13 protein-coding genes and 1 riboswitch are annotated in these 13,589 nt (G+C 46.0%); of the genes, 8 read left to right on the top strand and 5 right to left on the bottom strand.

Annotation, left to right across the window (positions count from 1 at the left end):
• Positions 1 to 35 precede the first annotated feature (35 nt).
• Positions 36 to 830, top strand: coding sequence for a biofilm matrix protein TasA (gene tasA, locus TRNA_RS34575; RefSeq protein WP_003183447.1), 795 nt, complete (start codon positions 36 to 38; stop codon positions 828 to 830).
• A gap of 104 nt (positions 831 to 934) precedes the next feature.
• Here the strand turns inward: tasA and sinR are convergent, their stop codons facing one another.
• From sinR to TRNA_RS34555, 4 genes are all read right to left on the bottom strand, one after another.
• Positions 935 to 1,270 (bottom strand): transcriptional regulator SinR, encoded by a 336-nt coding sequence (sinR, locus tag TRNA_RS34570; protein ID WP_006637528.1) that lies wholly within the window; start codon positions 1,268 to 1,270, stop codon positions 935 to 937.
• Positions 1,271 to 1,303: 33 nt separating this feature from the next.
• Complete coding sequence (gene sinI, locus TRNA_RS34565; RefSeq protein WP_003183444.1) at positions 1,304 to 1,480, bottom strand: anti-repressor SinI; 177 nt, start codon at positions 1,478 to 1,480, stop codon at positions 1,304 to 1,306.
• Positions 1,481 to 1,670: 190 nt separating this feature from the next.
• Entirely contained in the window at positions 1,671 to 2,465 is a 795-nt protein-coding gene (locus tag TRNA_RS34560) for a YqhG family protein (RefSeq protein WP_003183441.1), read from the bottom strand.
• A gap of 6 nt (positions 2,466 to 2,471) precedes the next feature.
• On the bottom strand, positions 2,472 to 4,151 hold the full coding sequence (locus TRNA_RS34555) for a DEAD/DEAH box helicase (protein WP_003183439.1): 1,680 nt from the start codon (positions 4,149 to 4,151) through the stop codon (positions 2,472 to 2,474).
• Between the two features lie 243 nt (positions 4,152 to 4,394).
• A riboswitch (glycine riboswitch) is annotated at positions 4,395 to 4,499 on the top strand.
• A gap of 244 nt (positions 4,500 to 4,743) precedes the next feature.
• Here TRNA_RS34555 and gcvT point away from each other — a divergent pair.
• The 6 genes from gcvT to TRNA_RS34520 all read left to right on the top strand — a co-directional run bounded on the left by gcvT (position 4,744) and on the right by TRNA_RS34520 (position 12,014).
• A complete protein-coding gene (gene gcvT / locus TRNA_RS34545; RefSeq protein ID WP_003183436.1) occupies positions 4,744 to 5,838 on the top strand; it encodes a glycine cleavage system aminomethyltransferase GcvT in 1,095 nt (364 codons plus the stop codon).
• 30 nt (positions 5,839 to 5,868) lie between these two features.
• Positions 5,869 to 7,215: an aminomethyl-transferring glycine dehydrogenase subunit GcvPA gene (gcvPA, locus tag TRNA_RS34540; protein ID WP_003183435.1), complete on the top strand. Its 1,347-nt coding sequence runs from the start codon at positions 5,869 to 5,871 to the stop codon at positions 7,213 to 7,215.
• Positions 7,208 to 8,665 carry an aminomethyl-transferring glycine dehydrogenase subunit GcvPB gene (gene gcvPB / locus TRNA_RS34535; RefSeq protein WP_003183434.1) on the top strand — a complete coding sequence of 486 codons (1,458 nt, stop codon included), beginning with the start codon at positions 7,208 to 7,210 and terminating at the stop codon, positions 8,663 to 8,665. Before gcvPA ends, gcvPB begins: the two co-directional genes overlap by 8 nt.
• 363 nt (positions 8,666 to 9,028) lie before the next feature.
• Positions 9,029 to 10,276, top strand: coding sequence for a glycine/proline betaine ABC transporter ATP-binding protein OpuAA (opuAA, locus tag TRNA_RS34530; RefSeq protein ID WP_003183433.1), 1,248 nt, complete (start codon positions 9,029 to 9,031; stop codon positions 10,274 to 10,276).
• Complete coding sequence (locus TRNA_RS34525) at positions 10,276 to 11,130, top strand: ABC transporter permease (protein ID WP_003183431.1); 855 nt, start codon at positions 10,276 to 10,278, stop codon at positions 11,128 to 11,130. Before opuAA ends, TRNA_RS34525 begins: the two co-directional genes overlap by 1 nt.
• Positions 11,130 to 12,014, top strand: a complete 885-nt coding sequence (locus TRNA_RS34520) for a glycine betaine ABC transporter substrate-binding protein (protein ID WP_003183430.1) — start codon at positions 11,130 to 11,132, stop codon at positions 12,012 to 12,014. The genes TRNA_RS34525 and TRNA_RS34520 overlap by 1 nt, the downstream gene beginning before the upstream one ends.
• 165 nt (positions 12,015 to 12,179) lie before the next feature.
• Here TRNA_RS34520 and TRNA_RS34515 read toward each other — a convergent pair whose 3' ends face one another.
• Positions 12,180 to 12,566, bottom strand: coding sequence for a rhodanese-like domain-containing protein (locus TRNA_RS34515; RefSeq protein WP_003183429.1), 387 nt, complete (start codon positions 12,564 to 12,566; stop codon positions 12,180 to 12,182).
• Positions 12,567 to 12,752: 186 nt separating this feature from the next.
• Between TRNA_RS34515 and TRNA_RS34510 the strand changes: the two genes are divergently transcribed.
• Positions 12,753 to 13,589: a lipoate--protein ligase family protein gene (locus tag TRNA_RS34510; RefSeq protein WP_003183428.1), complete on the top strand. Its 837-nt coding sequence runs from the start codon at positions 12,753 to 12,755 to the stop codon at positions 13,587 to 13,589.

Below are 13,589 nucleotides of genomic sequence, written 5' to 3'. Positions count from 1 at the left end.
ACAGATTTTCTTAATTATAAAAGGAGGAGTTATCAATGGGTACAAAGAAAAAACTAGGATTAGGCGTTGCGTCTGCTGCGCTTGGACTGGCATTAGTAGGAGGAGGAACTTGGGCTGCGTTTAACGACATCGAAACAACTCAAGCAACTTATGCAGCAGGTACGCTTGACTTAAATGCGAAAGATACATCTGCAAGAGTGAACTTGTCCAACTTAAAACCAGGCGACAAATTCACTAAAGATTTCGAGTTCAAAAATGACGGATCACTTGCGATTAAAGAAGTGCTGATGCAGGTTGGCTACAGCAATTTCGTTGACGGAAACGCGAAAAACGGCGGAAAAAGCACAGCGGAAGACTTCCTGAAACAATTTAAAGTCAGCGTTCTGACTGTCGGAGTTGAAGGCGGTAACGGCTATCCTAAAAACATCATTTTAGATGAAGCCAACCTTTATGATCTGTACAATATGTCCGCGAAAAAAGATAAGAACGCATATGAAAAAGTGAAGAAAGCCATTGAGCCAGAGTTCCTGCATGACAATGGCAAAATCAATGTAGCGACAATCAACGGAAAAACTGCGCCTGAATACGACGGCATTCCGAAAGACCCATATGACTTTGATAAAGTTCAATTGGTGATTGAGTTTGTAAATGACAAAACAACAGACGCCAGCGGCAGAATGGTACAGAACAAATATCAAGGTGATTCTGTACAGCTTGACTTCTCATTCGAAGCTACTCAATGGAACGGCTTGACAATCGACGGCAAAAAACATGCCGATGAAAAAGGTTATGTGAAAGAGAACGAAAGAGCGCACAGTGAAGATAAATAATGGTGCAATTTAAAAAACGGATCTTTATGATCCGTTTTTTTATGTTCATGAGGAATCGGCTTATTCAGCGTAAAAAATGCCAAAGGGAGTAAGATGTGTTTCCCTTACTCCTTTTCCTGTCTTTTCTTCCACTTTTGATAATCTAAAAATTCTCGAAATTGTTTTTTAGAAACCCCTGATGCCATAGCGTCACGAACTAGATTTTCCCATTCACTATCTAATTGACCATCGTATTCGGTTTCATCTTTCTCATCGAGCAGGGTATGAACCGAGACGTCCAGAACAGCGGAGACTTTTTCTAGAAATTGAATGGAGGGGTTTGTTTGCAAGTTTCTTTCTATTGAACTTAAATAAGACTTCGCTACCCCAGCCTTTTCAGCTAGTTCAGATAGTGAGTAGCCTTTTTCTTTTCGATATTGTTTAATACGCTGGCCAATCAATGTCATCACCTTCCTTTCGATATTATAGCACATTCAGAAAGGATTTATTGAATGACTTCTTTCAATTGATGTGGAAGGATTTGAAGACTTCTTTCCCAAATTGAGAAAAATACGTATTTCCTCTGGACTAATGCCTTGTTCAAGAGCGTGTTTAATCAAGTCTGTCCACTCCTCATCCAATTCTTCTTTCTCATTTTTATCTTTATTCATACATTTCCCCCCCAAAATACTTGATTATGTATTTCAGACAACCATGTTGTGATAAACAAAGATAAACCTCAAGGCTCAACACTTTTCCAAGCTTGTCCAAATGCTGTTACGAAAGTTTCTCTTTTCTCTTTAGTTCTATTATAATTCCAGCTCTCTGAATAAAAACAAGAACGATGTCGAATTGGAAAAATTATCCTGAATTTTTTTTACGCAGATAAAATAATCCCCCGTTTTGAACTTTAATATCGATTTTAGGCTCGTAAAGCGTTTGGAGGGCCTTTTTCTCAATTTCGTATTCCTCCGGTTTTTCTTCAGTATCCTCGTAAAATTGGTTTAAGAGTGCCAGGTCGTTATTCCAACGTTTCAGGGAAGCTTCAGCCCAATCAAGCGGTTCGCTTCTGGCCGCCTGTTCGATATAGCGCTCAAGCCGTTTTATGCCGCTTTCCGGCTTAATCAACGGCGACATCGTATAACAGTAGTCAGAGATCTGTGAGGAAAGCTCGCGTGCTTCCATTTGCTCTTGAAACGATTCGGTCAGCTGGCCGCTGATTAAGTGAAGGCCAAGGGACAGAAGCTTATCTTTTTTCATGTCGGACTGGTACGAGATCGTCACATTCATGCCGAGCCAAGGTTCCAGAGGGATATGAGCCCCTTCGGAACGGATTTTCTCATAAAGGCGAATAAATTTGCCGTTTTTTTGCACTGCCTGGAAAATTTGAAAAAGTCTTGGTGATCCAAAATGAATAAACTCCCCTTCGATATCGGAAGGGGCCTCGTCTTCATTCGTGATCAGCGTGATTTTCATCGGATTCGGCTCTCCTCCCGTCTTTTCAAGCCAGTGCCAGTAAAACGGCCTGTTCATGATTTGTTTATCGACCTCAACCGTCAGCTGCACGGTCATGTGGCCTGGACTTTTGTCGGTGATCGTGCAGCCGTTTGCGGTGAAAAAACGTTCTAAAAACAGGTAGATTTCTTCCTGACGCATTTGAATTTAGCCTCCTATCTGTGTATGGTTTGAAACGTCTTCATTTCCGTAAGAGATGAAAGAGGTTAAGTTTTCCATTTTGATTTTCATTTCCTCGTCTGTCGCAGAGTAAAAAAGAATATCGTGGAGGTGCTCTTCAAAATTGCCGACCTCGATTTTTGTTAAAATATCATCCAAGTCTCCGACGACTTTTTCGAACAAATGAATCTTTTCATAAAGAAGCTTTAAAATATGTTCTTCTACGGTATGCTTTGTTGCCATATTGTAAATGTAGACATCGCGTTCCTGGCCGAGCCGGTGAATCCTGCCGATTCTTTGTTCGAGGCGCATCGGGTTCCACGGAAGGTCATAGTTGATGATTTTATTGCAAAATTGAAGGTTGATTCCTTCGCCGCCTGCTTCAGTCGCGATCAGAACTTGCACTTTGCCCCTGAACAAATCTTTCATCCAGTCTTTCTTTCCTCTTTTAAATCCGCCTCTGAACGGTACGGAACTGATGCCGTTCTGCTGGAGGAACCATTGCAGATAAATCTGCGTCGCCCTGTATTCGGTAAAGATGATGACTTTGTCATCGAGTTCTTGAATGAGTTCAACGACTTTCAGCGCTTTTGAATTTTGTGCGACCTCGTTGACCTTTTCGATCAAATGGTGGATGACAGGTTCAGAGATTACCGGCGCTTCGCGGTCCTTTCGGTCAAGCATGTTTTTCAGCGTCATATAGACAGCCTCCCTGCTTGAACAGCATTCGCGCTCCAATGTCATGATTGAGAACATGCTTGATGAATGCTGATGATTTGTCTTCAGCTTTTTAATCTCGTCATACAAAGCCTGTTCTGTAGGCGAAAAGGAAATAGGCACGGTTTCGACATGACGCTTTGTCCAGGTGATGCCGGTATCATGCCGCCTGTTTCTGATCATGACTTTATTGATAAGGGACTTCAAGCGCTCGTGTGCTTCAGCTGAATTGATCTGTTTTGTATAATCTTTGTTGAAGTTGCTTTCATTTCCCAAGTGTCCGGGTTTTAGCAGGGAGACGAGATTAAATATTTCGTCGATCTTGTTTTGGATCGGCGTCGCCGTCAGCATCAGACAGTATTTTTTCTTTAAGCTGCGGACAAACTCGTAATTTTTTGTTTTATTGTTTTTCAGTTTGTGAGCTTCATCAATAATCACCACATCGTACTGGATCGACAAAACCGTCTCTCTGTGCGGCGACCGCTTTGCCGTGTCAAGGGAGGAGACGACAACATCGCATTGCTCCCATACATAGCTTTTTTTCTGTTCAACGGCCGGAATTAAAAACTTTTCCCGAAGTTCCTTTACCCATTGCGAGACGAGCGAGGCGGGGACAAGGATTAATATTTTCTTGGCCAGCCCGCGAATCATGTATTCTTTTAATATCAGCCCCGCCTCGACTGTTTTGCCGAGGCCCACTTCATCCGCCAAGATGGCTTTTCCGTTCATCTGTTCGACCACCTTCCGGGCGACTTCGAGCTGGTGGGGAAGCGGTGTGAAGCCGGGGAGGTGGTATGGGGCCTGCAAGCCTTCAAACGTCGGAATCGCAAGCCTTTTCTGCACTTCACAGGAAAGCTGGTAAAGCTCCCAATTCGCCCACGGGCCGTCTTCATCAAGATGCTTTTTGAACTGTTCCGGCCATTCGTTGTCGAAATGAATGTCTGGTCTCATCGTCATGCCGCCTTTCTCTTCTGAGATTCAAATGTTCTTTTTTAAAAGGAAATCTTGCGTGAAAAAAACGGATTTTACTAAGAAATAAACAAAACACGAACGTTCTTATTCTGAAATAATAAATTGTTAATGGTTTTTTCTGTTGCCCAATCGTTGTGATGATGGTAGGATATTTGTAGATCATCAGTAAAAAAATCGTAAGCTTTATATAGTATGTCCATGAAAAGAAATGAATATGAGCGAATGACGGCAAGGGGAGAGACCGGCAGAGGGAAACCTAAAAGCGGCGCCGAAGGAGCAAGCTGGGGAAACAGTGAATCTCTCAGGCAAAAGAACTCTTGCTTGACGCAACTCTGGAGAGAGTTTGTATCATATTATGTTTTGCAAACCACCAAAGGGGACATCTTTGCTTTTGATGCAAAGTAAACTTTCAGGTGCCAGGACAGAGAGCCTCCAAACTGACAAAGGGGCTTCTCTGTCCTTTTTTGTGCCGTATAAAGCGGCGCAGCCATCCTGTTGATGTTGAAATCTTTCTTGTTTTCTGATGATTGGCAAACTTGTTTTTAGTTTGAAAAGCGAAGGGGGAAGCAGAATGCTTAAACGTACGCCTTTATTTGACCTTTATAAGGAATATGGCGGGAAAACGATTGATTTTGGCGGCTGGGAACTGCCAGTCCAATTTTCTTCTATTAAAGAGGAGCACGAAGCCGTCAGGACGAAAGCGGGGCTTTTTGACGTCTCACACATGGGAGAGGTCGAAATCACAGGAACGGACAGCCTTCCGTTCTTGCAAAAGCTGTTGACAAACGATGTTTCGACGCTGAAAGAAGGCGGCGCCCAGTATACGGCTATGTGCTATGAAGACGGCGGAACGATCGACGATCTCCTCGTCTATAAAAAAGCGGCCAATGTCTATATGCTCGTCATTAACGCAGCCAATATCGACAAGGACGTCGATTGGATGAACAAGCATATAAAGGGTGACGTGTCGGTTCGAAACGTATCTGACGAGATTGCGCTCCTTGCCCTTCAAGGGCCGAAGGCCGAAGCAATTTTAAAACAGGTCGCAGATCATGACCTTGCAGAATTAAAGCCGTTTATGTTCCGGGATGATGCAGCGGTTGGCAGCGTGCAGGCGCTTGTGTCCAGAACGGGATACACGGGAGAGGACGGCTTTGAGATTTACTGCCGGAATGAAGATGCAGCCTGCATTTGGAAGCTGCTCCTTGAAACGGGCAAGGATTCGGGATTGGTGCCGTGCGGCCTCGGGGCTCGGGATACGCTGAGGTTTGAAGCGAAGCTGCCGCTTTACGGACAGGAGCTCTCAAAAGACATTACGCCGATCGAAGCCGGCATCGGATTTGCCGTCAAAACGAACAAAGCCTCGGATTTCATCGGAAAAGCCGTCCTGGCAAGCCAAAAGGAACATGGAGCGGACAGAAAGCTGGTTGGCCTTGAAATGATCGATAAAGGCATTCCAAGACACGGATACGCCGTCTATTATCAAGGCGAACAAGCAGGCGAGGTGACAACCGGCACACAGTCGCCGACTTTAAAGAAAAACGTCGGCCTCGCATTGCTGAAAAAAGAAGCCTGCGCCCTCGACACCGTAGTTGAAGTGGAGATCAGAAATAAACGTTTGAAAGCCAAAATCGTGAAAACCCCATTTTACAAACGGCAGCCGTAAGTTTGCCAAGACCTTGAAAGGAGACTGAAGATGAAGCACCGTTACCTGCCAGCTACAGATCAGGATAAAAAGGAGATGCTTGAGGCAATTGGAGTCGAGAGAATCGACGAGCTATTCTCCGATATACCCGAAAGCGTCAGATTTAAAGGGGAATACCAAATTAAAAAGGCAAAGTCCGAGACGGAGCTTACAAAAGAGCTGACGAAACTCGCGGCTAAAAATAAAGATACAGTGACGTACGCCTCTTTTTTGGGAGCGGGCGTATACGATCATTACCAGCCCGTCATCGTGGATCACGTGATTTCGCGGTCGGAATTTTACACGGCCTACACACCGTATCAGCCAGAAATTTCTCAAGGGGAGCTCCAGGCGATTTTCGAATTTCAAACGATGATTTGCGAGCTGACGGGCATGGATATCAGCAACTCGTCGATGTATGACGGAGGAACGGCGTTAGCCGAAGCGGCAATGCTTGCTTCAGGACATACAAAAAAGAAAAAAATCGTCGTTTCGGAAACCGTCCATCCCGAATCGCGCGAGGTTCTAAAAACGTATGCGAAAGGACAGTACATCGATGTGGTAGAAGTCCCTTCCAAAAACGGAACAGCGGATCTTGAGGCTCTTGATGAAGCCGTCTGCGAAGATACAGCAGCAGTGATCGTCCAATATCCCAACTTTTTCGGGCGAATTGAGCCGCTGAAAGACATTAAACCGATCGCCCATAAAGGGAAAAGCATGTTCATCGTTTCCGCCAATCCGCTGGCTCTCGGGCTTTTAACACCGCCCGGGGCGTTGGGCGCTGACATCGTTGTCGGAGATGCCCAGCCGTTCGGAATCCCTGCTGCTTTCGGCGGTCCGCACTGCGGATTCTTTGCCGTCACGAAAAAATTGATGAGAAAAGTGCCTGGCCGTCTAGTCGGTCAGACGGAAGATGAAAACGGGAAAAGGGGATTCGTTCTCACCCTGCAGGCCCGCGAGCAGCATATCAGACGGGATAAAGCAACATCAAATATATGCTCCAACCAGGCGCTCAACGCGCTTGCTGCGTCAGTCGCCATGACGGCGCTCGGAAAAAAAGGCGTCAAGGAAATCGCATGGCAGAACCTGCAAAAAGCGGCTTACGCAAAAGAAGCAGCTAAACGGGCCGGTCTTGAAGTCGCGTTTGAGGGGCCGATGTTCAACGAGTTTGTCATCAGACTCAATGAACCTGTCGAAAAAGCGAATGAACGCCTGCTTGAGAAAAATATTATCGGAGGCTACGATCTCGGCGCTTCATATCCGGATTTAAAACGGCACATGCTGATCGCCGTGACAGAGCTCAGAACAAAAGAGGAAATCGATACACTCATGAATGAATTGGGGGATTGCCATGAATAATCAGGATCAATCGCTTATTTTTGAAGTATCAAAAGAAGGGCGGGTCGGCTACAGCCTTCCTGAGCTTGACGTCCCTGAAACAGATGTGACAGACGTCATTGACGAAGCGTATATCAGAGACGAACCGGCAGATCTCCCCGAAGTGTCCGAGCTTGATATTATGCGCCATTATACGGCTTTATCTAGGCGCAACCACGGAGTGGATTCGGGATTTTATCCGCTCGGTTCGTGCACGATGAAGTACAATCCGAAGATTAACGAAAAAATCGCGAGAATCCCTGGATTTTCTGCGATCCATCCGCTCCAGGATGAAGCGACCGTGCAGGGTGCGCTGGAACTTTTGTACGACTTGAGCGAGCATTTGGAAGAGATCACAGGAATGGATGAGGTCACCCTTCAGCCGGCTGCCGGCGCGCACGGCGAGTGGACCGGGCTGATGATGATCCGCGCGTTCCATGAGGCAAACGGCGATCATAAAAGGACGAAGGTTATTGTTCCTGATTCGGCCCACGGTACAAATCCGGCGTCTGCGACTGTTGCCGGATTTGAAACGGTCACCGTCAAATCGAATGACGACGGCCTTGTTGATCTGGAAGATTTAAAGCGTGTCGTAGACGAAGAAACTGCCGCGTTAATGCTGACCAATCCAAATACGCTCGGCCTTTTTGAGGAAAATATTTTAGAAATGGCTGAAATCGTCCATAGTGCCGGAGGAAAGCTGTACTATGACGGAGCGAACCTCAACGCCGTACTCAGCAAAGCAAGGCCGGGTGACATGGGATTCGACGTCGTCCATTTGAATCTTCACAAAACCTTTACGGGACCGCACGGAGGCGGAGGACCTGGGTCAGGTCCTGTCGGCGTTAAGAAGGAATTGATACCGTATTTGCCGAAGCCGGTGCTTGTGAAAAAAGACGGACGCTATACTTTTGACCATGACCGTCCGCATTCGATCGGCAGGGTGAAACCTTACTACGGAAACTTCGGGATCAATGTGAGGGCATATACGTACATTCGTTCAATGGGGCCGGACGGGCTCAAAGAAGTGACGGAAAACGCCGTTTTAAATGCGAATTATATGATGAGAAAGCTTGCTCCTTACTACGATCTGCCGTTTGACCGACACTCCAAGCACGAATTTGTGCTGTCGGGAAGGCGCCAGAAAAAGCTGGGAGTCAGAACGCTTGACATTGCAAAGCGCCTTTTGGACTTCGGCTTCCATCCGCCGACCATCTATTTCCCGCTCAATGTCGAGGAATGCATCATGATTGAACCGACAGAAACAGAGTCGAAAGAAACGCTCGATGCGTTTATCGATACGATGATCCAGATCGCAAAAGAAGCGGAGGAAACGCCTGAAGTCGTTCAGGAAGCACCGCATACAACCGTTGTGAAACGCATGGATGAAACAAAAGCTGCGCGGAAGCCCGTGCTGCGCTATGAAAAATGATAAGAAAGCCGGCGGATCGATTTCGCCGGTTTTTTTTATGTGAAAAATAATATCTTTATGTAAGCGATTTACTGATTGAATGAGAAGGATGTCTCCCGTATTAAATAGTAAATTCATCAAATTTAAAAGTAAAAATAAAAATTACTTTGCAAAACGCGATAGTTTCAATGTTTTCTAGTGAGATAATGGTTTAATTTACCTTGAAAGAAGAGGATTATGGAGCATTTAGAAGGATTCGCAAGGGTGGAGAGTGACAACGATGAATATGAAGGTATGATACAAAATGATAGCGAATATGCCGTTTGTCTCATATGTTACATAAATGTTACGGTATATTAGATTGCTTCATACGGGAGGAGAAATATGAATTCAGACGAAAAGCGAATCAAGATAAAAGTAGAAAAAGTGTCCAAAGTGTTTGGAAAGAATACAAAGAAAGCAACGCAGCTGCTTGCCGATGGCAAAACCAAAAAAGAAATTCTGAAAGAAACCGGGGCGACCGTCGGGGTGAACCAAGCAGATTTTAGCGTGTATGAAGGTGAGATATTTGTCATCATGGGTCTATCAGGGAGCGGTAAATCAACCTTGGTGCGGCTTTTAAACCGTTTGATTGAACCGACTGCAGGACATGTGCACATAGATGGTGACATGATAACAAATATGTCCAAAGACCAGCTTCGGGAAATCCGCCGAAAAAAAATCAGCATGGTCTTTCAAAAATTCGCTCTGTTTCCGCACAAAACAATTCTTGAAAACACAGAGTACGGATTGGAACTGCAAAAAGTGGATAAAAGAAAACGCCGGCTAAAAGCTATGGAATCATTAAAGCTTGTCGGGCTTGAAGGGTATGAACAGCAATATCCGGATCAGCTGAGCGGCGGGATGCAGCAGCGCGTCGGGCTTGCCCGCGCATTGACGAACGATCCGGACATTCTGCTGATGGACGAAGCGTTCAGCGCGCTTGACCCCCTGATTCGCAAGGATATGCAGGATGAACTCCTCGATTTGCATGAATCAGTAGGAAAAACGATTATTTTCATCACCCATGATCTTGATGAAGCGCTGAGAATCGGCGATCGAATCGCATTGATGAAAGACGGAAACATCGTTCAAATCGGTACGCCGGAAGAGATCTTAATGAACCCGTCGAACGAATATGTTGAAAAATTCGTTGAAGATGTCGACTTATCTAAAGTGCTGACGGCCGGCCACATTATGAAACGGGCTGAAACCGTGCGCGTAGACAAAGGGCCGCGCGTTGCACTGACGCTGATGAAAAACCTGGGGATCTCCTCGATTTATGCTGTTGACAAACACAATAGGCTCCTCGGCTCCGTCGATGCTGAAACAGCGAAGAAAGCAGCCGAAAAAAGCCAGACGCTGGAGAGCGTCATCTCAAGAGAAATCACAACCGTAGAAGAGAATGTTGTCCTGACGGATATCTTTGAATTGGTCTCTGATGCCAGCATTCCGATTGCTGTCGTCGATGAAAAACAGCGGATGAAAGGGATCATCGTCAAAGGCGCATTAATCGGAGCGCTTGCCGGAAATGACCGGTATATTAATGCTCATGAACCAGCCCATGAAGCTGTTATTCAGGAGGTGAGATAATGTTTACTTTATCATCGCTTCCCCGCATTCCTTTAGCCGATTGGATCGATCAGTTTGTTGACTGGCTGACGGTGTCGTTCGGCGGTGTATTTAACGGAATTGCCAGCGGAGTGGAATCGTTTGTTGATGAGATTGTCCAAGGGCTGGGTTTTGTTCCGCCGGTTATGTTGACCGTTATTTTTGCCGCGCTCGTCTGGCTGATCAGCAAAAGAGGCATTGCGCTGTTTACTTTAATCGGATTTTTTATCATTGATTATTTAGGATATTGGGACGCCATGCTCCAGACATTGGCGCTTGTCGTCACATCCGTTCTGATTTCTGTCATTATCGGCATTCCGGTCGGAATCTGGGGCTCCCAAAAGAAAACGGTTCGGAGAGTCGTTACGCCCATCCTTGACTTAATGCAGACAATGCCGGCATTCGTTTATTTACTTCCGGCCATCTTCTTTTTCAATATCGGGGTTGTGCCGGGTGTTGTCGCTTCCGTTATCTTTGCGATGCCTCCGACAATCCGGATGACGATCTTAGGGATCCAGCAGGTGCCTGAAGATCTGATTGAAGCTACAGAAGCATTTGGTTCAACGACAAGCCAGCGGCTCTTTAAAGTGCAGCTGCCGCTCGCGACGAAAACCATTCTGGCCGGTATCAATCAAAGCATCATGCTTGCTTTGTCAATGGTCGTTATTGCATCAATGGTAGGCGCGCCCGGACTCGGAGAAGAAGTTTACCGGGCTGTGACCCAGCTGCAAACGGGTACCGGTGTAGAAACCGGACTTGCGATTGTTATTATTGCGATCGTACTTGACCGGGTTACACAAAATATAAAATTGAAAAAGAGCAGGGGGAATGCATAATGTGGAAAAAGATAGCGGGAATCGGCACTGCAGCGGTACTCACATTGGGTCTGGCTGCCTGCGGAAGCAGCAATAATAATGAAAATGCGTCAGTAGGCGATCAAGTCAATTATAAAATTACCGGCATTGATCCTGGAGCGGGCATTATGAATGCGACGGACCAGGCGCTCAAGGACTACGATCTCAGCAAGTGGACTGTAACGTCAGGATCAAGCTCAGCAATGACAGCCGCATTGAAAAAAGCTTATGACAAAAAAGATCCGATCATCATTACGGGCTGGACGCCGCATTGGATGTTTGCAAAATACGATCTGAAATATTTAAAAGATCCTAAAGGTTCCTACGGCGATGCCGAAGAAATCCATACTGTTACGCGCAAAGGATTCAAGGACGACCATCCGGGCGCAAACAAGCTGCTCAGCCAATTCAGCTGGACAGAGGATGATATGGGAGAAGTCATGCTTGCCGTTCAGGAAGGCAAAAAACCGGAAGAAGCTGCAGCAGACTTCGTGAAAAAACATCAAGATCTAGTTAAGAAATGGACAAAAGGCGTCGATAAAGCGGACGGTGAAAAAATTAAGCTCGGCTATGTGGCATGGGACAGCGAAATTGCGAGCACGAATGTCATCGCAAAAGTTCTTGAAGACTTAGGATACAACGTTACGCTCAGCCAAGTAGAAGCAGGCCCGATGTGGACTGGCATTGCAAATGGAAGCGTCGATGCTTCACTTGCTGCATGGCTGCCGCAAACGCATAAAACATATGCTGAAAAATACAAAGGCAAATACGAAGATATCGGTACTAGCATGACAGGCGTAAAAATTGGCCTTGTCGTTCCGACATATATGAAAGATGTCAATTCAATCGAAGACTTGAAAAAATAACGAACAAAGCCGGCGAACCCATCTCGCCGGCTTATTTTTGCCGGAAAGGGATAACCGCTCATCACCCGAATCCTCCCGGATGCAAAAAAAACATCCTAAAACGTTAAACCGCTTTAGGATGCTGGACTCAACTGAAGCCTTCCATAGCAGAGACAGCTTCGGTTATTAATTTTTCGTTTTAATTTTTCCGCCCCATTTTTTGAACCCGCCTTTCAGGTTGTAAATCTCCTTACAGCCGTGTTTGCGGAGCGTTTGGGCGGCCCTTCCGCTTCTGACGTTGTTTTGGCAGTACAGGTAAACCGGTTTGTCAGGCCGGATTTCGCTTTTTCTTTGCTTAAGCTGTGAAAGCGGAATGTTTCTCGCACCCAAAATGTGGCCGCCTTCATACTCATTCGGCTCGCGCACATCGATGAGCTGCGCTTTGCGATAGCCTGCCCGGAATTCTTCTTCTGTCAAGGTTTTCATAATGCGCTGCTGATAGATGTATGAAGCGACCGCGTAGATGATGAGCGCGGCGCAAATCAAGAGAACGACAATGCTGCTGGTAGACAATCTGATCCGACTCCTTTTTGAATTCGTCCCGCCTAAGTAAGTATGCGGGAGATTTTTAACGATATGTTAAGACAAGTACTATTATAGTAAAGCCTCAGAAATCTGTCATCTGATTCGCCGAATTTATTTTCAATTTTAAGAGGGAATGGTAGACTTATTTTATACCAAAGAAAAAGAGGGTAGGTTATGGAAAAAGAAACATGGCGTTTTATCGATTCGGGACGACGGGATCCCGCTTTTAATATGGCGCTCGACGAGGCGCTCCTTTTTTGGCACAGCGAAAATAAGATTCCGCCGACCATCCGCTTTTACGGCTGGAATCCGCCAACGCTTTCAGTCGGCTATTTCCAAAATATCGAAAAGGAAATCAATCTGGATGCCGTCAAAAAACACGGTTTGGGCTTTGTGAGAAGGCCGACCGGAGGAAGAGGCGTGCTTCATGACCAAGAGCTGACCTACAGCGTCATTGTGTCTGAAGAACACCCGGAAATGCCGAAGACGGTGACGGAAGCGTACCGCGTCATCTCTGAAGGTATTCTTGAAGGCTTCAGAGAGCTGGAGCTTGATGCGTATTTCGCCATACCGAGAACGGAAAAAGAGAAACAGAGTCTGAAAAACCCGAGATCTTCCGTCTGCTTTGACGCCCCGTCGTGGTACGAGCTCGTTGTCGAAGGCAGAAAGGTCGCAGGAAGCGCCCAGACAAGGCAGAAAGGAGTCATTCTTCAGCACGGTTCGATCCTTCTTGATCTGGATGAGGACAAGCTCTTTGATTTGTTTATTTACAAAAATGACCGCCTCAGAGAGCGCATGCAGAGAAACTTCAAACAAAAAGCGGTCGCCATCAATGAGCTGACGAAAGAAAAAGTCACGATTGAAGAAGCGAGCGAAGCTTTTAAAAAAGGGTTTGAAAAAGGGCTTAACATTCATTTGGAGCCTTATGAACTGACGGAAGAGGAAACGGAATTTGTCGAAGATCTCGCCAGGACGAAGTATGCGACAGATGAATGGAATTATAGAAGGTAA

This window comes from Bacillus licheniformis DSM 13 = ATCC 14580, assembly GCF_000011645.1.
GTDB classification, from domain to species: domain Bacteria; phylum Bacillota; class Bacilli; order Bacillales; family Bacillaceae; genus Bacillus; species Bacillus licheniformis.
This window is presented reverse-complemented; position numbering and strand designations above follow the sequence as displayed.